The organism is Actinomyces wuliandei (assembly GCF_004010955.1).
Taxonomy (GTDB): Bacteria; Actinomycetota; Actinomycetes; order Actinomycetales; family Actinomycetaceae; genus Actinomyces; species Actinomyces wuliandei.
In genome coordinates this window covers 2,179,365-2,203,879 of record NZ_CP025227.1, presented here as the reverse complement: position 1 = coordinate 2,203,879, position 24,515 = coordinate 2,179,365, and the positions used below count along the sequence as shown (strand labels likewise).

21 protein-coding genes are annotated in these 24,515 nt (G+C 71.0%); 16 read left to right on the top strand and 5 right to left on the bottom strand.

From position 1 onward, the window contains the following. The first annotated feature begins 11 nt into the window (after positions 1-11). A complete protein-coding gene (gene rplQ, locus CWS50_RS09100) occupies positions 12-779 on the top strand; it encodes a 50S ribosomal protein L17, sunset domain variant (protein WP_127842539.1) in 768 nt (255 codons plus the stop codon). Between the two features lie 103 nt (positions 780-882). Here the strand turns inward: rplQ and CWS50_RS09095 are convergent, their stop codons facing one another. The 3 genes from CWS50_RS09095 to CWS50_RS09085 form a co-directional block, all read right to left on the bottom strand. Continuing rightward, complete coding sequence (locus CWS50_RS09095) at positions 883-2,367, bottom strand: NAD(P)(+) transhydrogenase (Re/Si-specific) subunit beta (protein ID WP_127842538.1); 1,485 nt, start codon at positions 2,365-2,367, stop codon at positions 883-885. A 4-nt stretch (positions 2,368-2,371) separates the two neighbouring features. Further along, entirely contained in the window at positions 2,372-3,946 is a 1,575-nt protein-coding gene (locus CWS50_RS09090) for a Re/Si-specific NAD(P)(+) transhydrogenase subunit alpha (RefSeq protein ID WP_127842537.1), read from the bottom strand. Positions 3,947-4,115: 169 nt separating this feature from the next. After that, positions 4,116-4,874 (bottom strand): ROK family protein, encoded by a 759-nt coding sequence (locus tag CWS50_RS09085; protein WP_127842536.1) that lies wholly within the window; start codon positions 4,872-4,874, stop codon positions 4,116-4,118. A 131-nt stretch (positions 4,875-5,005) separates the two neighbouring features. On the opposite strand from CWS50_RS09085, the gene CWS50_RS09080 reads away from it, so the two are divergent. The 4 genes from CWS50_RS09080 (at position 5,006) to glmM (ending at position 9,200) form a co-directional block, all read left to right on the top strand. Beyond that, positions 5,006-6,082 (top strand): tRNA pseudouridine synthase A, encoded by a 1,077-nt coding sequence (locus CWS50_RS09080; protein WP_127842535.1) that lies wholly within the window; start codon positions 5,006-5,008, stop codon positions 6,080-6,082. A gap of 430 nt (positions 6,083-6,512) precedes the next feature. Further along, positions 6,513-6,956, top strand: coding sequence for a 50S ribosomal protein L13 (gene rplM, locus CWS50_RS09075; RefSeq protein WP_127842534.1), 444 nt, complete (start codon positions 6,513-6,515; stop codon positions 6,954-6,956). Between the two features lie 41 nt (positions 6,957-6,997). Beyond that, entirely contained in the window at positions 6,998-7,492 is a 495-nt protein-coding gene (gene rpsI / locus CWS50_RS09070; protein ID WP_127842533.1) for a 30S ribosomal protein S9, read from the top strand. A gap of 346 nt (positions 7,493-7,838) precedes the next feature. Further along, entirely contained in the window at positions 7,839-9,200 is a 1,362-nt protein-coding gene (gene glmM, locus CWS50_RS09065; RefSeq protein WP_127842532.1) for a phosphoglucosamine mutase, read from the top strand. Between the two features lie 82 nt (positions 9,201-9,282). Here glmM and CWS50_RS12995 read toward each other — a convergent pair whose 3' ends face one another. Beyond that, positions 9,283-9,924 (bottom strand): TetR/AcrR family transcriptional regulator, encoded by a 642-nt coding sequence (locus CWS50_RS12995; protein ID WP_164860115.1) that lies wholly within the window; start codon positions 9,922-9,924, stop codon positions 9,283-9,285. 101 nt (positions 9,925-10,025) lie between these two features. On the opposite strand from CWS50_RS12995, the gene CWS50_RS09055 reads away from it, so the two are divergent. Then, positions 10,026-10,958: an aldo/keto reductase gene (locus tag CWS50_RS09055; RefSeq protein ID WP_127842531.1), complete on the top strand. Its 933-nt coding sequence runs from the start codon at positions 10,026-10,028 to the stop codon at positions 10,956-10,958. Positions 10,959-11,106: 148 nt separating this feature from the next. Here the strand turns inward: CWS50_RS09055 and coaA are convergent, their stop codons facing one another. Beyond that, positions 11,107-12,105 carry a type I pantothenate kinase gene (gene coaA, locus CWS50_RS09050; protein WP_127842530.1) on the bottom strand — a complete coding sequence of 333 codons (999 nt, stop codon included), beginning with the start codon at positions 12,103-12,105 and terminating at the stop codon, positions 11,107-11,109. A gap of 121 nt (positions 12,106-12,226) precedes the next feature. Between coaA and glmS the strand changes: the two genes are divergently transcribed. The 10 genes from glmS (at position 12,227) to CWS50_RS09000 (ending at position 24,304) form a co-directional block, all read left to right on the top strand. Then, the gene (glmS, locus tag CWS50_RS09045; protein WP_127842529.1) at positions 12,227-14,119 is read left to right on the top strand and encodes a glutamine--fructose-6-phosphate transaminase (isomerizing); all 1,893 of its coding nucleotides are present in this window, start codon (positions 12,227-12,229) and stop codon (positions 14,117-14,119) included. 8 nt (positions 14,120-14,127) lie between these two features. Then, the gene (locus tag CWS50_RS09040) at positions 14,128-16,155 is read left to right on the top strand and encodes a bifunctional ADP-dependent NAD(P)H-hydrate dehydratase/NAD(P)H-hydrate epimerase (protein WP_243118269.1); all 2,028 of its coding nucleotides are present in this window, start codon (positions 14,128-14,130) and stop codon (positions 16,153-16,155) included. A 50-nt stretch (positions 16,156-16,205) separates the two neighbouring features. Next, the gene (gene alr / locus CWS50_RS09035; protein WP_243118268.1) at positions 16,206-17,561 is read left to right on the top strand and encodes an alanine racemase; all 1,356 of its coding nucleotides are present in this window, start codon (positions 16,206-16,208) and stop codon (positions 17,559-17,561) included. Continuing rightward, positions 17,558-18,193, top strand: a complete 636-nt coding sequence (gene tsaE / locus CWS50_RS09030) for a tRNA (adenosine(37)-N6)-threonylcarbamoyltransferase complex ATPase subunit type 1 TsaE (RefSeq protein ID WP_127842527.1) — start codon at positions 17,558-17,560, stop codon at positions 18,191-18,193. The genes alr and tsaE overlap by 4 nt, the downstream gene beginning before the upstream one ends. A gap of 79 nt (positions 18,194-18,272) precedes the next feature. Further along, positions 18,273-19,163 (top strand): hypothetical protein, encoded by an 891-nt coding sequence (locus CWS50_RS09025; protein ID WP_127842526.1) that lies wholly within the window; start codon positions 18,273-18,275, stop codon positions 19,161-19,163. Positions 19,164-19,181: 18 nt separating this feature from the next. After that, on the top strand, positions 19,182-19,943 hold the full coding sequence (tsaB, locus tag CWS50_RS09020) for a tRNA (adenosine(37)-N6)-threonylcarbamoyltransferase complex dimerization subunit type 1 TsaB (protein WP_127842525.1): 762 nt from the start codon (positions 19,182-19,184) through the stop codon (positions 19,941-19,943). Positions 19,944-19,987: 44 nt separating this feature from the next. Further along, entirely contained in the window at positions 19,988-20,464 is a 477-nt protein-coding gene (gene rimI / locus CWS50_RS09015) for a ribosomal protein S18-alanine N-acetyltransferase (RefSeq protein WP_127842524.1), read from the top strand. 219 nt (positions 20,465-20,683) lie between these two features. Beyond that, on the top strand, positions 20,684-21,466 hold the full coding sequence (locus CWS50_RS09010) for a succinate dehydrogenase cytochrome b subunit (RefSeq protein ID WP_127842523.1): 783 nt from the start codon (positions 20,684-20,686) through the stop codon (positions 21,464-21,466). 19 nt (positions 21,467-21,485) lie between these two features. Next, positions 21,486-23,537, top strand: a complete 2,052-nt coding sequence (locus CWS50_RS09005; RefSeq protein WP_243118267.1) for a fumarate reductase/succinate dehydrogenase flavoprotein subunit — start codon at positions 21,486-21,488, stop codon at positions 23,535-23,537. Then, positions 23,534-24,304, top strand: coding sequence for a succinate dehydrogenase/fumarate reductase iron-sulfur subunit (locus tag CWS50_RS09000; protein ID WP_127842522.1), 771 nt, complete (start codon positions 23,534-23,536; stop codon positions 24,302-24,304). Before CWS50_RS09005 ends, CWS50_RS09000 begins: the two co-directional genes overlap by 4 nt. Positions 24,305-24,515 lie beyond the last annotated feature (211 nt).

The window sequence follows — 24,515 nt, the reverse complement described above, 5'->3', positions numbered from 1 at the left end:
AGGAGACAACCATGCCTCGCCCCACCAAGGGCCCCCGCCTGGGCGGTAGCGCCCAGCACGAGCGCCACATGCTGGCCAACCTCGCCACGCAGCTGATCGTTCACGAGTCCATCAAGACCACTGAGGCTCGTGCCCGCCGCCTACGCCCCTATGTCGAGAAGCTGATCACCAAAGGTAAGCGTGGTGACCTGCACGCTCGTCGTACCGTGATGAAGAAGGTGACGGACAAGTTTGCCGTCTACCGTCTCTTTGAGGTGCTTGCTCCTCAGCTTGAGGGACGCGACGGCGGCTACACCCGTATCGTCAAGACCACGCCTCGTAAGGGTGACAACGCACCGATGGCGGTTATCTCCCTGGTGCTGGAGCCGGTGGCGCGCAAGGAGGTGGTTGCCGATGCCGTGGCCACGGCCAAGCGGGCAGCGACCCGGGCTGCCGAGGAGGCTGCGGCCGCGACCACTGCAGCCACCAAGGCGGATGACGCCCCGGAGCAGGATGTGGAGACTGACGCGGGGTCCTCGCAGGCTGGCAGCGAGTCCGAGAAGCCCGAGAAGAAGGACTACACGGGCTCCGTCCGGCTGACGGAGGGGTCCACCGAGGCCCCTGACGCTGACCACCAGGTCAAGGGGAACGAGGACTCCATGAAGTACCACGTGCCCGGCTCGCGCTGGTATGACGCCACCGTGGCCGAGGTGTGGTTCACCTCGGCAGAGGCTGCGCAGGCCGCAGGATTCTCTCCCGCTGGTGGTGTGGCAGCCCAGAAGGTGGCCGAGGAGGCCTAAGAGCCACGAGCTGCGCCGAGATACGAGTGCGGGGTACGCGCCACGACCTCCCGACGGTCGCGGCGCGTACCCCGCACTCGTATATCTCGCTCGTATCGCGCCTCTACTCCAGCGCGCGAATGATGTCCTCGACAGTGCTCTTGGCATCGCCAAACAGCATGGAGGTGTTGTCCCTGAAGAACAGGGGGTTCTGGACCCCCGCGTAGCCGGTGGCCATGGAGCGCTTGAAGACGATGACACGCCCGGCCTCCCACACCCGCAGGACCGGCATGCCCGCGATAGGTGAGCCAGGCTCGTCCGCAGCCGGGTTGACGGTGTCGTTGGCCCCGATGACCAGGACGACGTCCACGTCCTCCAGGTCGTCGTTGACCTCGTCCATCTCCAGGACGATGTCGTAGGGGACCTTGGCTTCGGCCAGGAGCACGTTCATGTGGCCGGGGAGGCGGCCAGCCACCGGGTGGATGCCGAAGACGACCTCGACACCCTCATTGCGCAGCATCGCTGTGAGGGTGGCGACCGGGTACTGCGCCTGGGCCACAGCCATGCCGTACCCGGGAGTGATGACCACCCGCCGGGCCCCCTGCAGGAGCCGGGCAGTGGCCATGGCGTCGATCTCGTCGATGGTCCCCTCGGCAGTGCCGACCTCGGCCGTGACTCCCTCGGTGCCAAAGCCTCCCAGCAGCACGGAGACGAAGGAGCGGTTCATCGCCTGGCACATGAGGTAGGACAGGTAGGCTCCCGAGGAGCCGACGAGGGCGCCGGTGATGATCAGCAGGTCGTTGTTGACCAGGAAGCCCGTGAAGGCGGAGGCCCACCCTGAGTAGGAGTTCATGATGGACACCACGACAGGCATGTCGCCGCCGCCGATGGCGACAACCAGGTGCACTCCCAGGGCCAGGGCGATGACCGTCATCGCCGCCAGGCAGGCCCAAGCGGCAGGGGAGTGCTCGGGCAGGGCCATGAAGGCCACCATGAGGCCCAGGGACACCAGCAGCGCAGCCAAGTTGAGCCAGTTGCGCCCAGGCAGGGCGAGGGGACGGCCCGGCACGCGACCGGAGAGCTTGAGCGCGGCCAGCACTGAGCCGGTGAAGGTCACCGCACCCACGAACACCCCCAGGAAGACCTCACCGCGGTGGAACACGCCGAGCGTGGCCGCCAGGGTGTCCGGAGCGACGTAGGAGCCGTATCCCACGAGCACGGCGGCCAGCCCGACCAGGCCGTTGAGGACGGCCACCAGCTGGGGCATACCGGTCATGGCCACACGCCTGGCCAGGACCATCCCGATGACAGCGCCGACAGCAAGTGCCAGGGCGATCAGGACCGCTGTGGTCACCACCCCCTGTCCCGGGTCCGAGGTCAAGGCCAGGGCCGTTCCGGCGGCCACGGCCACAGCCATGCCCAGGGCGCCGGCGACGTTGCCCCGGGTCGAGGTCTCGTGCCGGGACAGCCCGGCGGCAGCCAGGATGAACAGGAGCGCGGCGGCTATGTAGGTGAGGGTCACCGGGGAGGGCAGGCCAGCCGAGGTGCCGGGGGCGGTGGACGCGGGAGCCGACAGGGCAGGTAGCAGCACGGACGGTGCGGACGGCATTGCCTCAGTCCTTCCTGAACATGGCAAGCATGCGGTGGGTCACCGCGAAGCCGCCGAAGACGTTGACAGAGGCCAGGACGATTGCCAGGAGGCTCACGGCGCTGACCAGGAAGTCGTCGTTACCGACCTGCGAGATCGCCCCCAGCAGGATGATGCCGGAGATCGCGTTGGTCACGGACATGAGTGGGGTGTGCAGGGCCGGGGTGACGTTGGAGATGACGTAGAAGCCCAGGACCACCGCCAGCATGAGCACGATGTAGTGGCTCGCCGCCGCCACGGGCGTGACCAGGACCAGTGCCGCCAGGGTCAGCGCCGCAGCCGCCAGGCCCGCTCTGCGGGCACGGGCGGCGCTCCTGGCCCGGCGCTGTGCCGCCTCCTGTGCCGCTGCTGAGGTGTCAGGCGCCTCGGTACCTGGTGGCGCGGTGCCTGCCCCGGCGGCAGGGGCAGCAGACACGGTCACAGCGGGCGGGGGCCACAGGACCTCGCCCGCGTGGGTGACGGTGATGCCTCGTACCACCTGGTCCTCCAGGTCCAGCGTCAGCACGCCGTCCTTGGCCGGGGTCATGAGCGTGAGCAGGTTGACCAGGTTCTGCCCATAGAGCTGGGAGGCCTGGGTGGGAAGCCGTCCAGCCAGGTCCGTGTAGCCCACGATGGTGACGCCGCCGTCGGTGACGACCACCTCGGAGGGAGCCGTCAGCTCGGTGTTGCCACCGTTGGCGGCAGCCATGTCCACCACGACCGATCCTGGGCGCATGCCCTCCAGGGCGGCCCGGGTCAGCAGCACCGGCGCCTGTCGCCCAGGGACGCTTGCGGTGGTGATGACGATATCGGCCTCGGCTGCCTCCTTGGCGTACAGGGCTGCAGCCAGCTCTGCCTGCTCGGCGCTCATCTGCCTGGCGTAGCCGTCGCTGGAGGCCTCCTGGTGCCCGGGTGCGGAGGGGACGGGGACGAAGGTCGCACCCATGGACCGCACCTGGTCCTCAACCTCAGGGCGCACGTCGGTGCCGCGCACCTGAGCCCCCAGGGAGGAGGCGGTCCCGATCGCAGCCAGCCCGGCCACCCCGGCACCAATGACGTAGACCGACGCGGGCGGGAGCTTGCCTGCTGCCGTGACCTGGCCGGTGAACACCCGGCCGAAGTGGGCGGCCGCCTCGATGACCGCACGGTAGCCAGCGAGGTTGGCCTGGGAGGACAGGACATCCATCGCCTGCGCGCGCGAGATCCTGGGCACCGCGTCCAGGGCCAGCCCGGTCAGGCCCCGTGCCCGCAGGGCCTCGACGAGCTCGGGGCTGCGTGCGGGAGCAAGACGTCCCACGTAGGCCGCCCCCGGGCTCATGAGCGCCAGGTGCTCCTCGTCAGGGGCGTCCACCCCCAGCACCACCTCGCAGCCCCACACCTGGGCCTCGTCGGTGACCTGGGCGCCGACCTCCTCGTAGGCGCTGTCAGGGAAGCTGGCGGCCTGCCCGGCGCCGCGTTGGACGCACACCTCGTAGCCGAGGCGGACCAGCCGCGACACTGTCTGCGGTGTCGCGGCAACAAGGGCCTGACCTGGCCTCTCACAGGGAATTCCAGTACGCACGTGTCACACTCCTTTGCGCCCGGTCCCGAGCCGCTGCGTGGGGAGGGTCTGTGGACCGTGGGAGGATCATAGGGATACATGACACCACTGACAAGAGGAGACGAGCTGCTCAGGCGTGCCGAGTGACGTCCCTGTGGCGCCGGGCTGGCAGCGGGTCCGTCCGTCCCGGTCAGCGGGCAGCCATGAGCCAGCAGCGTGCGCCTCCGGTCATGCCCGCCTCGTTGGGAACCACGACGACGTCGTCACCGATCCGGGAAAGCTGGGCGGCGGTGATCCGTCGCGAGTTCCCGCCGCCCAGGTAGAGGCGGTCCCACAGGTACATGGGCCGCAGCGAGTCCACGACACGCCGCACACGCCGCGACCAGTGGGCGTCGCCCAGCCGCAGCCGCTCGTGCTCGCCGATGTAGTCGTCGTAGGACAGCCCCCAGCGCACCGGTCCCTGGGACACCTCGACATGAGGCGCCAGGACTCCGTTGTCGAAGACCGCGTTACCCAGGCCGGTCCCCAGGGTGATGATCATCTCCAGCCCGTGGCCGGTGACGACGCCGGCTCCAGCGACCTCGGCGTCATTGAGGACCAGGGTCGGCGCATCGAGACGCTGGGAGACCGCCCTGGCCATGTCGAAGCGGGTCCACTGGTCCACCAGCTCGGGCAGGACCCGCGAGCGCGGGCCGTCCCGGGTGATGTAGTGGGGGGTGGACACGACGACGCCGTGGCGGATCATCCCGGGCATGCCCACGGTTACCCGGTCCGCGCGGGCCAGCTGGTCCGCCAGGGCCTCAATGGTGTCTACCAGCTTGGTCGGGGGCAGGGGGTAGGGCGTGGAGGTGCGCACGGCCCGTGAGACGGTGCTGCCCTCGGCATCCAGGACAGAGGCCTTGATGCCGCCGCCACCGCAGTCGACGCACAGGGTGGTCAGTGAGCTCACAGGGGTGATGCTAGCGCGTACCGGGCAGGGGCGCCCGGTACGGCTGTGGTGCTCGGCCGGTCCGGGCGCTGGAGGTGTGTGGTTGGCGTGGCCGGGGTGGTGTGGTCAGAGTGGCGTGGTCGAATAGGTCCATGAGTGAGCGACACAAGGTTGGCGGTGGCCCTGGCCCTGGAGGCGTGGCTGCGTCTGGTTCCGGGGGCGGTACGGGCGGTGCGGTACGGGCGGTACGGGTTCGTCTGGATCTCGCCTACGACGGGACGGGGTTCAGCGGCTGGGCTGCCCAGCCGGGTCTGCGCACGGTGGAGGGCGCGCTGACGGCGGCGCTGACGACGGTGCTGCGTGCCCCCGTGCGCCTGACCGTCGCCGGGCGCACCGACGCGGGGGTGCATGCTGCTGGCCAGGTCGTGCACATCGACGTGCCTGCCGCTGCCTGGCAGGCCTTGCCCGGGCGCTCCCAGCGCAGTCCTGAGCAGGCGCTGCTGACCCGGCTCGCCGGGGTCCTGGCCCGGGAGGCCCAGCAGGCGTGGCGTGTCCCAGACGCGCCGGGCACGGTGGAGCCGTCGTCGCAGGGCCAGGCAGGCGGTCGGGACACGCAGGAGCCGACGGCGGGGAGTGCCTGGTCGGCAGGTCGGGTGCCGCGTGGCGCCAGCGACGTGGTCGTCACCGCCGTCAGCCAGGTCGGTCCCGACTTTGACGCCCGCTTCGGTGCCCTGTGGCGCCGCTACACCTACCGGGTCAGTGACGGGGCGAGCCTGCGGGACCCGCGTCGTCGCGGTCACGTCCTGTGGACGGGGGGCGTGCTTGACGTCGAGGCGATGCAGGCCAGCGCGGTCCCGCTCCTGGGTGAGCACGACTTCCTGTCCTTCTGCAGGCCGCGCCAGGGGGCTTCCACGGTCCGCGAGCTGAGGCAGGTGCGCTGGCGGCGCGTGGAGGGGACGGAGGCCGACGCCACCCTGGTCACCCTGAGCGTCGAGGCCGACGCCTTCTGCCACTCCATGGTGCGCTCCCTGGTGGGGGCGGGCCTGGAGGTGGGGCGGGGGCGGCGTCCCGTGGCCTGGCCCGCCCAGCTCCTCGCCGCCCGGAGCCGCCGTGGGGCGGCTCCGGTGGCACCGCCGCACGGCCTGACCCTGGAGGAGGTAGCCTACCCGGACGCGGACGGGCTGGCGGCGCAGGCCAGGCGCGCCCGGGTGCGGCGGTCCCAGTGCTGACGGCTGCTGGTTGTGCCGGGCTGCCGCAGGTGCTGCTGTGGATGCTACGAGTGACGAAATACCGTCATTGGCAGTAGATATTGACACTAAATACTGTCAAGATACTGATGCTGTCAGTGCGGCAAATACTGTGGATACTGCAAGCACCACAGATACTGCAAGCACTGCGGGCGCGGTGGACCTGTCAGGTGCTGTGGGTACGTGGTGGGTTTCACGGGGGCGTGTCGGTCAAACCTTTTGACCGCTGCTGCTGCCGGCCGGTAGTGTGGGAGCGTCGTGCAGCACAAGGATGCGTGTCCACAGGTGCCTCCCACTCGCCCTGGATCGCCCGTGCTCCGACCAGTCACCTGACCATGGTGGTCTCGCCGAGCCGCGACGCGTCGACGTGCCTCGGCGCGTCCGCCCGCCAAGAGAAACGAAGGCAACGCCCGTGCGCACGTATACACCGAAGCCTGGCGACGTCGAGAAGCGCTGGTACGTCATTGACGCCACCGACGTCGTCCTGGGCCGTCTGGCAGCCCAGGCTGCGACCCTGCTCCGTGGGAAGCACAAGCCGCAGTTCGCTCCCAACGAGGACTGCGGCGACTACGTCGTCATCATCAACGCTGACAAGGTCGTCCTGACCAACGGCAAGGCTGAGAAGAAGTTCGCCTACCGTCACTCCGGCTACCCCGGTGGCCTCAAGGCCGTGCCCTACACCGAGCTGCTGGCCACCCGCCCTGAGCGAGCCGTGACGAAGGCGATCAAGGGCATGGTGCCCCACACCAAGCTCGGTCGCGCCCAGCTCAAGAAGCTCAAGGTCTACGCCGGCGACGAGCACCCGCACGCCTCGCAGAACCCGCAGCCCTTCGAGATCACCCAGGTCGCCCAGTAAGCGCGCCGCGCTCGGCACCCACGACAAGCAAAGGACATACCGTGGCTGAGACCACTGTCGACACCGACGTGCTGGACGAGGACAACGCCCCTTCCAGCTACACCACTGAGACCGAGGGCCCCGTGGAGGGGCGCGGCCAGTCCGTCACCGCTCCTGGCAGCGGCCTGGGACGCCGCAAGGAGGCCGTGGCCCGCGTCCGCCTGGTCCCCGGCACGGGCCAGTGGACGATCAACGGCCGCACCCTGGAGGACTACTTCCCCAACAAGCTGCACCAGCAGCTGGTGCGCGCTCCCTTCACCGTCCTTGACCTGGAGGGCCGTTTCGACGTCATCGCCCGTATCAGCGGTGGGGGCGTCTCCGGGCAGGCGGGCGCGCTGCGTCTGGGGATCGCCCGCGCCCTCAACGAGATCGACCGGGAGGCCAACCGGGCCACCCTGAAGAAGGCTGGCTTCCTGACCCGCGACGCCCGTACCGTGGAGCGCAAGAAGGCTGGTCTGCACAAGGCCCGCCGCGCCCCCCAGTACTCCAAGCGCTGACCGGACCCGCCTCTAAGCGGCTGCCGCTGCGTCACCACTCCACCAGGCCCCGTCGTCCGCGCGTGAGCGCAGGGCGGCGGGGCGCTGTTGTCAGCGCAGGCCCGCCACCGCATGCCTGCTGCCGCCGTCGTGCGTCGGCGGGCCTGGTAGCACGTGGGCGGGAGCCGGAGGCTCTCAGGTAGTCTCAGGGAGGAGCCTCAGGGATTCTCAAGGCGAGCGGGGAGGACTGTCCGCGACCGGGCCGATATGACGCGCGTGTGTCCTGGACCGGGGGCGCGCATGGCAGGATGGGGCTGACGTAGTGACCGGTTTCCTGACCGTACAGCAACTCCAGGAGGTTCTTCTCATGGCTCGACTCTTTGGAACCGACGGTGTGCGTGGCCTGGCCAACGACCTGCTCACCCCCACGCTGGCTGTCCAGCTCGGCGAGGCCGCGGCCCGGGTGCTCACCGGGGACGCTCCCGCCCCAACTGGTGCACGCGGCAGCCGGCCCCGGGCCATCGTCGGACGTGACACGCGCGCCTCGGGGGAGTTCCTCGACCACGCCATCAGCTCGGGCCTGGCGGCCTCGGGCGTGGACGTCACCCGTGTGGGCGTGCTGCCCACGCCGGCTATCGCCCACATGACCGCGACCCAGGACGTGGAGCTGGGGGTCATGATCTCCGCCTCCCACAACCCCTTCCCCGACAACGGCATCAAGTTCTTCGGCCGGGGGGGCTACAAGCTGCCTGACGCCGTGGAGGACGAGATCGAGTCCCTCCTGGGCAAGGTGGACAACCGCCCCACGGGGGCTGAGGTGGGCCGGGTCATCAAGGGCGAGACCATCGCCGACCAGAACTACATCAACCACCTGGTGGACTCTGCGGCCACCGACCTGTCGGGCCTGCGCGTCGTCGTGGACGCCTCCAACGGTGCTGCCTCCGCAGTCGGTCCGGCGGCGCTGCGGGCGGCTGGTGCCGAGGTCATCGTCATCAACGCCTCCCCCGACGGCCTTAATATCAACGCCAGCTGTGGCTCCACCCACCCCGAGCAGCTGCAGAGCTACGTGGTGGCCGTCGGCGCGGACATGGGCGTGGCCTACGACGGCGACGCCGACCGCTGCATGGCCGTGGACGCCCAGGGCAACCTGGTGGACGGCGACCAGATCATGGGCATGCTCGCCATCGGTATGAAGGCTGACGGCACCCTGGGCAGTGACACCCTGGTGGTCACCGTCATGAGCAACCTGGGCCTCATCCTGGCCATGCGCGAGCACGGCATCCGCACCGTCCAGACCGGTGTGGGGGACCGCTACGTGCTGGAGCGGATGATCCAGGGCGGCTACACCCTGGGTGGGGAGCAGTCCGGCCACGTCATCGACACCGTCCACGCCACCACCGGCGACGGCGTGCTCACCTCCCTGCACGTGGCCGCCCGGGTCAAGCGCACGGGCAAGACGCTGGCCGAGCTGGCCTCCGTGGTGACCCGCCTGCCGCAGACCCTTGTCAACGTCAAGGGCGTGGACAAGGCGGCTGCCGGGACCAACCAGACCGTCCAGGACGCCGTGGCCCAGGCAGAGAAGGAGCTGGGGGAGACCGGGCGCGTCCTGCTGCGCCCCTCCGGTACCGAGCCGCTGGTACGCGTCATGGTCGAGGCCGCCACCCAGGAGCAGGCCGACCAGGTCGCCGGGTCGCTGGCCTCTGTCGTCAAGGACAACCTCAGCCTGTGACGGCCGGGCGCGCCGGGGGCGTCCCCTGGACCCAGTCCTGCCACATGTCCCACACCGTGATGGCCGGGCGTGCCGGGGGGTGTCACGACACGCCCCGACCCCGCAGGTAGAAGACGATGGCCAGCGTGACCTCGGCCAGGTCCTGGGCGGGGTCGCCGGTCACCGAGTCGACCGCCACGGCGGGACGGAACAGCTCGAAGGCCATGGTCGCGGCGGTCTCTAGCCGTGCGCGCTCCGTGTCCGGGTTGCGCTGGGCAAGCACCTCGACGAAGCGGTCCCGCAGCTCCCGGATGGTCTGGCGGGCGGCGGCAGGCCCCTCCTCGTCCTGGGTGGCCCTGTGCGCCAGCCGGGCGAAGGCGCGGTTGGCGGTTTTGAAGGCGTGGATCGGCCCGGCCAGCCGCTCGGTCAGCTCCTCCAGCGTCATGCTCGCCCGGTCCCCTGCCCGCTCCAGGTCTATGCCGCCCACGACTGTGCCCAGCTCGTGGACGTAGCGGGCCCACAGCGCGGAGAGCAGGTCGTCCTTGTTCGAGAAGTACTGGTAGAGGGACCCGGGTGAGATACCCGCCTCGGCGGCGATGGCGTTGGTCGTGGTGCGCTCGTAGCCGACCCGGTCGATGACGGTGGTCGCGGCGTCGAGGATGTGCTCCATCCTCTCCAGCCCGCGCCGCTGGCGGCGCGGCTGGCGGCTGGCGGCTGGTGCGGTGGCGGTGGGCTCGGAGGACATGCTGAGAGCGTATCGGAACCGGTGCCCAGGCCTTGCGGGCGCCGTTGTTTGCCCGTAACCTGTTTTGCGAGTAAGTACTCGCATTCTATGAGGAGGTTGGTATGCGACATCTGGGAGAGCTGGAGGTCAGCGACATCGGTCTGGGGTGCCTGGGCATGTCGTGGGCGTACGGCTACGCGGACCCAGCCCTGGCCCGCCAGACCATCACCCTGGCCGTGGAGGAGGGCGTCACCCTGTTTGACACCGCTGCCTCCTACGGCCACGGCAACAACGAGAGGTTGCTGGGGCAGGCGCTGGGGCGTCGTCGCAGCGAGGTCGTCGTGGCGACCAAGACCGGGCTGACCTCGCTGCCGGTCTTCGGGATCCCCACGGGCCGCGACGGGCGGCCCAGGACGATCCGGCGTGCGGTGGACGACTCCCTCAGGCGTCTGGGGACGGACTGGATCGACCTGTACTACCTGCACCGCGTCGACCCCAAGGTTCCGGTGGAGGAGAGCATCGGGGCGATGGCCGAGGCCGTGCAGGCGGGCAAGGTGCGCTACCTCGGGGTGAGCGAGGCCACCGCTGACGAGGTCCGTCGGGCCCACGCGACCCACCCCCTGTCCGCTCTCCAGATGGAGTGGTCCCTCTTCCGCAGGAAGGTGGAGGACCAGGTCCTCGGTGTCGCGCGCGAGCTGGGCATTGGCGTGGTCGCCTACAGCCCCCTGGGGCAGGGCATGCTCACCGGCCACCCCTCGTCGACGACGCGCCTGGGACGGCTGGACTACCGGCGGTTCATGCCGCGGTGGCGCGGAGACGGCCTGAGGACAAACATGCGGCAGGTGGCCGTGGTCCAGGAGGTGGCTGACCAGGTCGGGGCGAGCGCGGCGCAGGTGGCGCTGGCGTGGCTGCTGGCCAAGGGGGAGGACGTCGTGCCCATCCCGGGCACCACCAAGCCGCACAACCTTCGCAGCAACCTGGGGGCGACCACCGTGCGCCTGTCGCCCCAGCAGGTGGAGCGCCTGGACGCGGTGGCCGCCGCCAGCCGCTTCTGAGCCTGCGCCCGCACGCAGTCACACCACCCGTACCACCCGCACTGTTGTGGCGCGGCTCCACGAGGCAGGAGCCGCGCCACAGTGCTGGTCGGCTACGCTGCGGCGCTGCCCGGCGGCCCCGAGGCGCCCAGGGCCGGTTCCCGGTGCCTCAGGCCTTGCGCAGCAGGACCTCGCGCATGTGGTGCTCGGCGTCCTTGCGCAGGACCAGCGTGGCGCGGTCGCGGGTGGGGGCGATGTTCTCCCGCAGGTTGACCAGGTTGACCGACTCCCAGATCCTGCTGGCCGCCGCCACGGCGATGTCGTCGGGCACGTCGGCGTAGCGCCTGAAGTAGGAGCGCGGGTCGGTGAAGGCGGTGTGCTTGAGGGTGAGGAAGCGGTCCAAGTACCAGCGTCGGATGTCGGTCGGGTCGGCGTCCACGTAGATCGAGAAGTCGATATAGTCCGAGATGGCCAGGGCCTGGGGGCGGTGGGAACGGCGGGGCGAGCCGGGAGAGGCTGCCTCGTGCCGCAGGCGGGGCGCGGGCTGGAGGACGTTGAGCCCCTCCAGCACCAGGACGTCCGGGCGCTCCACCGTGATGACCTCCCCGGGCACGATGTCGTAGACCGTGTGGGAGTACACCGGGGCGCTCACCCGGGGCGCCCCCGACTTCACCGCCGCCACGAAGTCCAGCAGGGCACGGCGGTCGTAGGACTCGGGGAACCCCTTGCGGGTCAGCAGCCCGCGCTCCTCCAGGGCGGCGTTGGGCAGCAGGAAGCCGTCAGTGGTGACCAGGTCCACCCGAGGTGTCGCGGGGAAGCGGGAGAGCAGGTGGGCGATAAGGCGTGCCGTCGTCGACTTGCCGACTGCCACCGACCCGGCCACCGCCACGACGAAGGGGGTCGGGGGCTCGTCGACCCCCAGGAAGCCCGAGGTACGGCGGGCGCGCTCCCGCGTGGTGGTGACGTAGTCCTGCAGCAGCGCGGTCAGGGGACGGTAGACGGCGTCCACCTCGGCCAGGTCGATGGGGTCGCCCAGCCCGCGCAGCTTCTCCACGTCGGCCTGGCTCAGCGGCAGGGGCGTGGAGGAGGCCAGCGCCGACCACTGCTGGCGGCTCAGCTCGATGTAGGGCGACAGCCATCGGCTCGGCTCACTGCTTGGCGGGGGCACCGGCCTAGTCTGGCAAAACCCTGCCTCCTGGTCACGTCGGGCTGCGTGCGCTGTCACGGATCACACCGGTGCCTCGCCCAGGTCGCTGGCACCGCAGGGCTGGTCGTGGTTCCATCTAGGCATGTGCGGAATTGTTGGCCACGTCGGCCCCCTGAGCGCGACCGGCTCCGACCGGTCCCTGACTGTCCTTCTTGACGGCCTGTCCCGCCTGGAGTACCGAGGCTACGACTCCGCAGGGGTGGCCCTGGCCGGGCCTGCGGGCCTGGACGTGGTCAAGGCCGCCGGCAAGCTGGCAGGTCTGCGGGAGTGGCTGGAGGACTCCTCCCCGGCACCTGCCACCGCCGGCATCGGCCACACCCGCTGGGCCACCCACGGGGGGCCGACCACGGCCAACGCCCACCCGCACCGGGCCGGGCGGGTCGCGGTGGTCCACAACGGGATCATCGAGAACTTCCGCGCGCTGCGCGAGGAGGTGGAGGCCGCCGGGCGCGAGCTCGTCTCCGACACCGACACCGAGGTGGTCGCCCACGTCCTGGACCTGGACTACTGCGAGCGCCTGGCCCTGGCCGGGGAGGGCGCCGACGCGGCCGCCGTCCTGGTGGCCTCCATGCGCGCGGTGACCGCCCGCCTGGAGGGCACCTTCGCCCTGCTGGCGCTCAGCGCCGACGTGCCCGGCACCATCGTGGCCGCCCGCCGCTCCAGCCCCCTGGTCATCGGTCTCGGGGAGGGGGAGAACTTCCTGGGCTCTGACGTGGCCGCCTTCGTGGCCTTCACCAGGCGCGCGGCCGAGGTGGGTGACGACCAGGTCCTGGCGCTGAGCGCGCAGGAGGTGCGAGTGTGGGACCGCGACGGCGCGGCGGTGGAGCCCGCCACCTGGGAGGTCTCCTGGGACGCCAGCGCCGCCGTCAAGGGCGGCTACGAGACCTTCATGGACAAGGAGATCCACGAGCAGCCCACGGCGGTGGCCGACACCCTGCTGGGGCGGGTGGACGAGCACGGCGAGCTCCAGCTCGACGAGATGCGCATCGAGCCCACGGTCCTGCGCAGCGTGGACAAGATCATCGTCGTGGCCTGCGGGACAGCGGCCTACGCCGGGCACGTCGCCAAGTACGCCATCGAGCACTGGTGCCGGGTCCCGGTGGAGGTCGAGCTGGCCCACGAGTTCCGCTACCGCGACCCCGTGGTCAGCGAGAAGACCCTCACGGTGGCGATCTCCCAGTCCGGGGAGACCATGGACACCATCCAGGCGGTGCGCCACGCCCGCGAGCAGGGCTCCAGGGTCCTGGCCATCGTCAACACCTACGGCTCCACCCTCGCCCGCGAGGCCGACGCGGTCCTTTACACCCACGCCGGCCCGGAGGTCGCGGTGGCCTCCACCAAGGCGTTCCTGGCCCAGATCACCGCCTGCTACCTGCTGGGCCTCTACCTGGCCCAGCTGCGTGGCAACAAGTGGGCCGACGAGGTGGCGGACTACCTGGAGCGGCTGGCGGCCATGCCCGCCGCGATCCAGCGTGTCCTCGACGAGCAGGCCCCGCAGGTCCGCGACCTGGGTGCCCGGCTGGCCCAGGAGTCCTCCTTCCTGTTCCTGGGGCGTCACGTGGGCTTCCCTGTCGCCCTGGAGGGGGCGCTCAAGCTCAAGGAGCTCGCCTACGTCCACGCCGAGGGGTTTGCCGCAGGAGAGCTCAAGCACGGGCCGATCGCCCTGGTGGAGGAGGGGCTGCCGGTGTTCGTCATCGTGCCGACCCCGCGGCGTCCTGTGTTGCACGGCAAGGTCATCTCCAACATCCAGGAGATCCGGGCGCGCGGGGCGCGCACCATCGTCATCGCCGAGGAGGGCGACTCCGCCGTGGAGTCCTTCGCCGACCACATCATCCACGTCCCCGCCACCCCGACGCTCATGATGCCCCTGCTCACGGTGGTGCCTCTCCAGGTCTTCGCCGCAGCCCTGGCCCAGGCCAAGGGGCTGGACGTGGACCAGCCGCGCAACCTGGCCAAGTCCGTCACCGTGGAGTGAGGCCCGCCGTGCCGGCCTCCTCCGGGTCTCCCGCCCACCCCTGCACCGCTCGTCCTTCCACCGCCCGTCCTGCCCTCTCGTCCACCTGCGCCCCGGACCGGGCCTACCCCGCCTCTGCGGTCGCGGCTGCCGAGGCGGCGCTGACCGCCGGGACCGACCGCTACATGCGGGCGGCAGCCCACGCGGTGGCCCGGGCCTGCCGTGCCCAGCTGCGCCAGGTGCGGGGGCGTCTTGCTGGTGGCCGGGTCCTGGCCCTGGTCGGCGGGGGCAGCAACGGGGCCGACGCCCTGCTGGCCTGTGCCCTGCTGGCGCGCCGTGGCTGTGCCGTCACCGCGCTGCTGGGCACCCGGCACCCGCTGCGCTGGGCGGCGGAGGAGGCCCGGCAGGCCGGGGTGGTGGTGGTGGAGGCGGCTGGCGCCCCCAGCGCCTCGCGCCCTGCTGGGTGTGCCAGCCCCGTCGGGCCTGCCGACCCGCCGCCCCTGCCCGGGGAGGCGCTGGCCGCGATCACGCTGGTGAGACGCGACGGGGGTGTCGTCATCGACGGCCTGACCGGGACCGGAGGAGCTGGTCCGCTGCGCCCTCAGGCCGCCGCCCTGGTCGCCCCGTTCCTGACCGGGGACCTCCCAGGGAGTCTCACCGGGGACACCGGGGACTCTTCCGAGGAGTCTGCTGGGAACGCCGGGGGCACAACCCACCCGGCTGGCGAGGCGGGGGACGGCGCGGGTGGTCAGGCTCGGGCCACCCTGGCTGCCCCGCCTGTGGCAGGCGCGCCGGGGCTGCGTGGGCGCGGCTGGCGGGTCGTCGCCGTGGACCTTCCCAGTGGCACGGGCGCGGACGACGGGACCCTTCCCGGCCCGGTGCTCCCGGCCGACCGGACCGTCACCTTCACCTGCCTCAAGGGCGCCCTGTGCCTGCCCCCGGCCTGCCACCTGGCGGGTGCGGTGGAGGTGGTCGACCTCGGCCTGCCACTGCCGCAGGGGGCGCCGACCGTGGTGCTGCCCTCCCGGGCCGACCTGTCCGCGACCCTGCGCGCTCCCGGCCCGGCCGACCACAAGTACACCCGCGGCGTCGTGGGGCTGTGGGCGGGCAGCCACAGCTACCCGGGGGCCGCGGTCCTGACCGCCTCGGCAGCGGTACGGGCAGGAGCCGGGATGGTGCGGCTGAGCGCGCCCAGGCGTGTGGAGGACCTGGTGCTGGCCCGTCGTCCGGAGGTCGTGCCCGGTACCGGACGCTGCCAGGCGCTTGTCATCGGTCCGGGAACCGACCCGCAGGACCGCCCGCGTGCCCACGGGCTGCGCCAGGTGCTGCGTCAGACGCTGGCAGGGGCGGGCTGCGACCGTCCTCCTGGCGGCACCGGGGTACCGAGGGGTGCTGGGACACCGAGGGGGAGCGGTGCCCCTGCTGCAGCACCTGCTGGCGTCGCTCCTGGCGTCGTTCCTGTCGTCATCGACGCCGGGGCGCTGGCTCTGCTGCCCGGGATCATCGACGAGGGCCTGGCCTGCGGTCCCGAGCACGTCCTGACTCCCCACGCGGGTGAGGCGGCCCGTCTGCTGACGGCCCTGGGCTCCCCGTGGAGCCGGGAGCAGGTCGACCGCCAGCCGCTGGCTGCCGCGCAGGAGCTCACCGGGCTGACCGGAGCCACCACCGTGCTCAAGGGGGCGGCGACCCTGGTGGTCACGCCGGGCAGGCCAGCAGTCAGCGTCCGCGACGCCCCCGGCTGGCTGGCCACCGCAGGCAGCGGTGACGTTCTGGCGGGAGTGCTGGGAGCCCTCCTGGCTGCCGCAGCCGCCCGGGCCGAGCGGGGTGGCCCACCCCTGCCCGGGGTGGTGGGCACGGTGGTCTCCTCGGCGGTCCGGCTGCACGCGCAGGCGGGTGCCGTGGCCGCCCGGCGACGTGACCCCGGGGCCGGGGAGGCTGGGGAGAACGGGGACACAGGCCGCCTGGTGGACTGCCCGGTGGGCCACCCGGTGGCCGCCCTGGACCTCGCCGAGGCCGTACCTGAGGCCTGGGCGACGCTGGCGTCCGGTGCCCGGTGACGGTCGAGGAGGTCTGACAGACGTCGGACAGTGGTGCGACAATCTGCGTCGTGACTACCTGGCACCACCTCTCCAGCGCCCCTGGCTCCGGTGACACCGCGCACGGTCCGGCCGCGACCTCGCGTGCCGTGGTGGACCTGGCAGCCGTGGCCCACAACGCCGACGTGCTCGCGCGGGCCGCAGGCACGCCCTGGATGGCCGTGGTCAAGGCCGACGCCTACGGGCACGGGCTGGGGCCGGTGGCCACCACCTGCCTGGGCGCCGGGGCCACCTGGCTTGGTACCGCCCAGCTGGCGGAGGCCCTCCACCTGCGACGTGTCCTGGACAAGGCGGGGGTGGCCCGCCCGCAGCCCGGCCCGGACGCCGTGCCCTCCAGCCGGGCACCACGGCTGCTGACCTGGATCCTGCCGGTCGTGACGGCGCAGGAGGCGGCACGCCACGGCTCACCCGTGAGAGCGGCCCTGGACGCTGACCTGGACCTGTCCGTGGCCACTGCGGACCAGGCGCGTGCCGTGGCTGCTGCTGCCCGCGCCCAGGAGGTGACGGCGCGTGTCCACCTCAAGATCGACACCGGCATGTCCCGGGGCGGTGCCGTGGCAGAGGACCTGGCGGAGGTGGCCCGCGTGCTGCGTGAGGAGGAGCAGACCTCGGACCTGGTGGTCGTGGGCCTGTGGTCCCACCTCTCCCGTGCTGACGAGCCCGGGTCCGGCTCCACCCAGGAGCACCTGGCGCGGTTCCAGGTGGGGGAGGAGGTCGTCCGGCAGGCGGGGCTGCGTCCCCGGCTGCGCCACCTGGCGGCAACCGGAGGGCTCCTGTGGCACCCTGAGACGCGTCTGGACCTTGTCCGTGCTGGTATCGGCCTGTACGGCCTCAGCCCGGACCCCTCGTTGGCCTCCGGCCAGGACCTGGGTCTGCGCCCGGCTATGCGCCTGGAGGCTCCTCTGACCCTGGTCAAGAGGATCGCGGCAGGTCAGGCCGTGTCCTACGGGGGGACCTGGACGGCGCCGACCGACCGCTGGGTCGGGGTCGTGCCCCTGGGGTACTCCGACGGCGTGCCACGGGCCGCCTCCTCCTGCGGCCCGGTGTCGGTGGGGCGGTACCGGACCACGGTGGTGGGCAGGGTCTGCATGGACCAGGTCGTCATCGACCTGGGGCCGGCTGCCGGGCCGGACGGGACCACGGTGCCCGCCCCGGCGGCGGCTGGGGACGTCGCGGTCCTGTGGGGGGCGCCGTCCCCCGGGCAGGAGGGTCCCCCGGTCCCTACGGTTGACGACTGGGCACGGGCCTGCGACACGATCAACTACGAGATCGTCACCCGTCTGGGACCTCGGGTCCCCCGGTACTACCTCCCCGCAGGTGGTGCGACGGGCTACGCTCAGCCCACCGGCAGCGAGGAGCAGGTATGAGCACCCGGCAGCCCTCCCAGAACACCCAGGACCCCTTGGTCTCTCAGGTCTCTGTCACCACTGCGGACGCCGACGCGACCCGTGCCCTGGGCTCCCGCCTGGCAGCCCTGCTGCGTCGCGGCGACCTGGTCCTGCTCAGCGGGGACCTAGGAGCAGGCAAGACCACCCTGGCCCAGGGGATCGGCTCTGCCCTGGGGGTCCGTGGCCGGGTCTCCTCCCCGACCTTCATCATTGCCCGGGTCCACCCCTCCCTCGGGGCAGGGCCGGACCTCATCCACGTGGACGCCTACCGCTTGGAGTCCCTGGAGGAGGTTGACGCCCTGGACCTGGACTCCTCCATGGAGGAGTCCGTCACCCTGGTGGAGTGGGGCCGGGGCCGGGCCGAGTCCCTCAGCGACAGCCGCCTGGAGGTTGAGGTACGACGTCGTGCGGGGGGTGCGGACCACACCTGCCCCCGGCGGCTGCCGGGTGACGCCCAGGGCCGGGTCGCCGGTGGGGCCGACGGGCACCCGGGTGACACGGCCCAGGGCGACCTTGCGCGGACTGATGACCCGCGCGAGGTCGTCGTGCGGGCGCTGGGCCAGCGGTGGGCGGGCGTCACCCTCGCGGACCTGATACCTGGTGAGGGGTGAGCAGGTGAGCACGGTGAGCCGAGGGATGAGCCGACACCTCCTCCGGCAGGGGAGGGCTGCAGGGCTGCCTGCCCGGCGCGTGCACGCACGCCCGGTCCGGGTGGGCGTGGGCACGCTGCCTGCGGTCCTGGTCCTGCTGGCTGCGCTGTCTGTGCTGGTGGTGGCAGCAGTGCCGGTGAGCGCGGCGGCCTCGGGCGTGCTCCACCCCCTGCAGGAGGAGTCCCCGACCGTGGTCGAGGAGCAGCCGGGCTCCTCCGCCGTGCCGGGCTCGGACCCCGAGGCCGTGGCGCAGGCCTGGATGGGTGACGCCGGCACCACGCTGGTGCGTCACCACACGGGTGAGCAGCAGGCGCACGTTGAGATCGGTCAGGTCCAGCCGGTCCACGTGTGGGCGCCGGGTTTTCTTGACGGCAGCGAGCCGACAGCAGCCCCGGTGCCCACCGGCAGCTGGGCTGCTGCGGCGACCGTCGGGGAGGAGCCCGTCGGCCTGGTCGTGGTGGAGGTGGATGAGTCCTCCGCCAGCGTCGTTGACGACGACGTCGTCCTTGACGGCTCCTTGGCCGAGGACGTCGCAGGTCTTGACGACAGGTCCGTCCTCGTCCACGACGTGGAGGTCGCAGCCTGGTACGCGGTGGAGCCTGCAGGGGCCATGACCGTGGTCGCCCTGGGGGAGGTGTCCTCCACGCTGCTGGCAGGGCCTATCAGCCTGGTTGACTACGGCCAGGTCCTGCGCGAGCGCAACGGCACCGAGCCTGTGGTCTCCACCTCCCAGACCCAGGCGCAGGTTGGGGTGGGAGGCTGGGCGGTGTGGGGGCCGGTGCTGGCCGTCGCTGCGGTCGGAGTCCTGGCAGTGGTCATCACGGTGCGTCACGAGCGCAAGGTGACAGCACCACTGCGCCAGGCCCGCCAGAGGATGCCCCTGGGCTCGGACACCATTCCGGACAGCCACGTCAACCTCCCACAGGCCTAGCCCGGTTAGGCTGCTCCCGTGCGTATCCTCTCCGTCGACTCCTCGCTGGGTACCCAGGTCGCTGTCCTCGCCACGCGTGGCCCCGTCGGCACCGGTAGGGCCAGCCCTGTCGTCCTGGCGCACAGGGCGCAGGACGGCGCCCGCCAGCACGCCGAGTCCCTGGGGGCCATGCTGGCCCAGGTGCTCACGGATCCTCAGGCCGGGGACACCGGGCTGGACGCCGTCGTCGCCGCTACCGGCCCAGCCCCTTTCACGGGGTTGCGTGCCGGTCTCGTCGCCGCCAGGACAGTAGGACGGGCGCGCGGTGTCCCCGTCTACGGCGTGCCCAGCCTGGACGCCGTCGCCCGTACGGCTCTGGACGCCCTCGCCGGGGCCGACGTCACCGCTGACCCGGTGGTCCTGGTCGCCACCGACGCCCGCCGCAGGGAGGTTTACGCCGCCCGCTACCGTGGCCTCGGCCCCGACGACGTCGTCCGGCTTGACGAGATCGTCGTGTGCCCGCCTCAGGACGTCGGGGACCTGGGCGGCTGTGACGCGGTGGCGGGCTCGGGGGCGGTTCTCTACCCCGTCATCCGCTCCTGCGTCTCCTCCACTTCCGCCTTCCTCTCCTCCACCTCCGAGGGCGGGGGACAGGTCCTGGCCCCGGTCTCCGGGGACTGCCGTGCCCAGGTGCGCGTGGCACTGGCCCGTCTGGCTCGTGGCGAGCAGCTGCCCACCGACCCCCTCTACCTGCGGCACGCCGACGTCCACCTCCCGCAAGCCGGTGGTGGTGGACAGTGACTCAGGAGAGCCCGCCCGTCCACCCGCCCGTGAGCGTGCGGGACATGACCCCCGCTGACCTGGCCCAGGTCGCCGCGCTGGAGGAGGAGGTCTTTGGCGCCCAGGCCTGGAGCCCCCGGCTCCTGCGCTCCGAGCTCGACGCCTGCACCACCTGGGGGGACCGGCGCTACGTCGTGGCGGTGCGGGGGCAGGAGGTCCTGGCCTACGCGGGTGCCTACCTGGGTGACGGCAGCGGTGACGCCGACCTGCTGGTCGTGGCCACAGCGCACCGGGCCCGGTGTCGAGGGCTGGCAGGCACCCTGGTCGCCGTCCTGGTGGACGACGCCCGCCAGATGGGCTGCCGCTCCGTGCTGCTGGAGGTCCGCGAGTCCAACACCGTGGCCCGCAGGCTCTACGAGTCGCACGGCTTCGAGGTGATCGGGCGCCGTCGCCGCTACTACGCCGACCCGTGGGAGGACGCCGTGACCATGCGCCTGGCGCTGCGTGAGACCACCGGCCCCGTGGGCACCGAGGTCCTGTAGAGGTCCTTAATAGATTTGCCTGACGGTGGTGTCACGAAAAGCGCCTGCCGTGCCGGTGCTTGCTGTGTGTGGGCAGACCTGTCCGCCGAGGTGGTGCAGTAGCGGCCCGGCGCGTCATTGCAACGATGGCGTGGAGGTGAGGCAGCGCCGGACGGACCCGGGACGCCGGTGGGACCTTGATAGGACAAGGACCTGCCAGTCATTGGATAGCCTTGGGCCGTGGCCAAAACACCTGCTCGTCCCGCGCCGAGGCGGACCGCCTTCCTCACCACAGTCTTCAGGAAGCGCCTCATGGCGTACTCCGGCATCGTCTTCGTGCTGTTCCTTCTCTTCCACATGTACGGCAACACCCACTACTTCGAGGGTGAGATCGCCTACGACCACTACGCCTACTGGCTGCGGACCATCCTCCAGCCGGTCCTGCCCTACTCGGGGCTGCTGTGGATCCTGCGGGTGGTGCTGCTGGCCTGCCTGGTGGCCCACGCGGGTGTCGCCTTTGACCTGTGGCTGCGCAACAGGAGGGCACGCGGCTCGGACAGGTACGCGGTGAAGAAGCCCGGCGCCGACTACTTCGCCTCCCGCTACGCCATGCGCACCATGCGCTGGGGCGGGGTCATCCTGCTGCTGTTCATCGTCTTCCACATCCTGCAGTTCACCACTCTGCACCTGACTCCCGGCGGCCACTACGAGCACGGGCGGGCCTACATGAACATGTACTACGGCTTCCAGCTGTGGTGGGTGTGGCTCGTCTACGCCGTCGCCCTGGCGGCCCTGTGCCTCCACGTGTGGCACGGGGTGTGGTCCGCCCTGCAGACCCTGGGGGCGGTACGCGGCGGCACCATCCCCTTCATCCGACTCATCGCCTTCGTCGTCGCCTTCGCCCTCTTCCTCGGCTTCATCGTGGTGCCCACCGCCATCCTCCTGGGCCTGACCGAGCCGCCCATGGACGCGGTCGAGTACGCCACCAGGGCCGCTGAGGCCGGTATCGGATCGTCCCACTGAGAGTGAGCAGGTGACTACTATGACAGCGACCACTGCGATGACGACTGCGAGGACCGCCGACCCGACCGCCACGGACGGGCTCATTGACGGCCTGTACCGCGAGGGTGAGAAGATCGCCGACACCAAGGCCCCCCACGACGTGCCCATCGACCGCCGCTGGGAGCAGCGCAAGTTCGAGGCCGCCCTGGTCAACCCGGCCAACCGGCGCAAGCTCGACGTCATCGTCGTGGGCTCCGGCCTGGCCGGGGGCGCGGCGGCGGCCTCCCTGGGTGAGCAGGGCTACAACGTCAAGGTCTTCTTCTACCAGGACTCGGCCCGCCGGGCGCACTCCATCGCCGCCCAGGGTGGTATCAACGCCGCGAAGAACTACCGCAACGACGGGGACTCTACCTACCGGCTCTTCTACGACACGGTCAAGGGAGGGGACTACCGGGCCCGGGAGGACAACGTCTACCGGCTGGCAGAGGTCAGCGCCAACATCATCGACCAGTGCGTGGCCCAGGGGGTGCCCTTCGCCCGTGAGTACGGGGGCCTGCTGGACAACCGCTCCTTCGGCGGCGTCCAGGTCTCGCGCACCTTCTACGCCCGCGGCCAGACCGGCCAGCAGCTGCTCATCGGCGCCTACCAGGCCCTGGAGCGCCAGGTGCACGCCGGGACCGTCACGGAGTTCCGCCGCCACGAGATGGTCGAGCTCATTGTCGTGGACGGGCGTGCCCGTGGGATCGTCTCGCGAGACATGGTCACCGGCGCCATCGACACCCACCTGGCCGACGCGGTCGTGCTGGCCTCGGGTGGCTACGGCAACGTGTTCTTCCTGTCCACCAACGCGATGGGCTGCAACGCCACCGCGATCTGGCGGGCGCACCGCAAGGGCGCCTACTTCGCCAACCCCTGCTACACCCAGATCCACCCCACCTGCATCCCCCAGTCCGGAGACTTCCAGTCCAAGCTGACCCTCATGAGCGAGTCCCTGCGCAACGACGGGCGCATCTGGGTTCCCAAGAGGGCAGAGGACTGTGACAAGGACCCCCGCGACATCCCCGAGGAGGACCGCGACTACTACCTGGAGCGCATCTACCCGGCCTTCGGCAACCTGGTCCCGCGCGACATCGCCTCCCGCCAGGCCAAGAACATGTGTGACGAGGGGCGCGGCGTGGGTCCAGCGATCAAGGAGCGTGACCCTGCCGGCAACGAGCGCATGATGCGTCGCGGCGTGTACCTGGACTTCTCCGAGGCCATCGGCCGCCTGGGGCGCGACGCGGTCTCCGCGCGCTACGGCAACCTCTTCGAGATGTACCAGCGCATCACCGGTGACGACCCCTACGAGGTGCCCATGCGCATCTACCCGGCCGTGCACTACACCATGGGTGGCCTGTGGGTGGACTACGACCTGGAGTCCAACATCCCCGGGCTGTACGTGGCGGGGGAGGCGAACTTCTCCGACCACGGTGCCAACCGCCTGGGCGCCTCGGCGCTGATGCAGGGGCTGGCCGACGGCTACTTCGTCCTGCCGGACACGATGAACGACTACCTGGCGGACATGCTGCGTCTGGGCAAGGTTGACCCCGACGCTCCCGAGGTCGCCCAGGCCAGGCGTGACGTCGAGGAGCGCATCGCCCGGCTCATGGCGCTGCGCGGAACCCGCTCCGTGGACGACTTCCACATGGCCCTGGGGCGCATCATGTGGGAGTACTGCGGGATGGAGCGCCGGGAGGAGGGCCTGCGTACCGCGATCAGGCAGATCCGGGAGCTGAAGAAGGAGTTCTGGCGCGACGCCCGGGTCACGGGCCAGGCTGACGAGCTCAACCAGGCCCTGGAGAAGGCGGGCCGCCTGCTCGACTTCTTCGAGCTCGCCGAGCTTATGTGCATTGACGCCCTGCACCGCAGGGAGTCCTGCGGCGGGCACTTCCGGGCTGAGTCCCAGACCCCGGAGGGGGAGGCGATGCGCCACGACGACGAGTTCCTCTACGTGGCGGCCTGGGAGTGGGGCGGGGACGACCAGCCGCCGGTCCTCCACAAGGAGGACCTCATCTACAAGGACATCGAGCTCAAGCAGCGGAGTTACAAGTGAACATCAAGCTCAAGATCTGGCGCCAGCAGAACCAGGACTCCCCGGGGCACTTCGAGGAGTACGCCATGAGCGGCATTGAGGAGCACATGAGCTTCCTGGAGGTCCTTGACCTGCTCAACGAGCAGCTCTTTGCCGAGGGCAAGGAACCGGTGGCCTTCGACTCTGACTGCCGTGAGGGGATCTGCGGCCAGTGCGGCGTGGTCATCAACGGCCAGGCCCACGGCCCTATCCGCTCCACCACCTGCCAGCTGCACATGCGTCACCTCTCGGAGGACCCCTCCTTCAAGGACGGCTCCACCATCACCATCGAGCCGTGGCGCTCCACCGGCTTCCCGGTGCTGCGCGACCTCATCGTGGACCGCAGCGCCCTGGACCGCATCGTCCAGGCGGGCGGGTACATCTCTGTCAACACCGGTGGCGCGCCTGAGGCCCACTCCGTGCCCGTGCAGAAGGAGAAGGCCGACGCTGCCTTCGAGGCGGCCGCCTGCATCGGCTGCGGCGCCTGTGTGGCCGCCTGCCCCAACGCGTCGGCCATGCTGTTCACCGGGGCCAAGATCGCCCACCTGGGCCTGCTGCCGCAGGGGCAGCCCGAGCGCTTGGCGCGGGTGGTGGGCATGCTGGGCCAGCACGACGCTGAGGGCTTCGGTGGCTGCACCAACATCGGTGAGTGCGCGGCGGTATGCCCCAAGTCGGTGCCGCTGGAGGTCATCTCCCGGCTCAACCGCGACCTGGGCCACGCCCTGTGGAAGGGGCAGAAGGCCCACTGAGCTCCTGCGGTTCCCGCCCGAGACGCCAGCAGCCAGCCACCCGGTGTGCTCTGCACATCTTCAGTCGGTGCTGGCTAGGTGGTCTCTGGTGGTTCCGCATGATGCCGTTGCTAGAGTCCGTGCAGCGGGGCCGAAGATGTGCAGCAACAGGGGGTGCTGCACATCTTTAGGTTGGGCGTGGCCAGGCCGGGTTGCCGGATGCGCGGCGCTC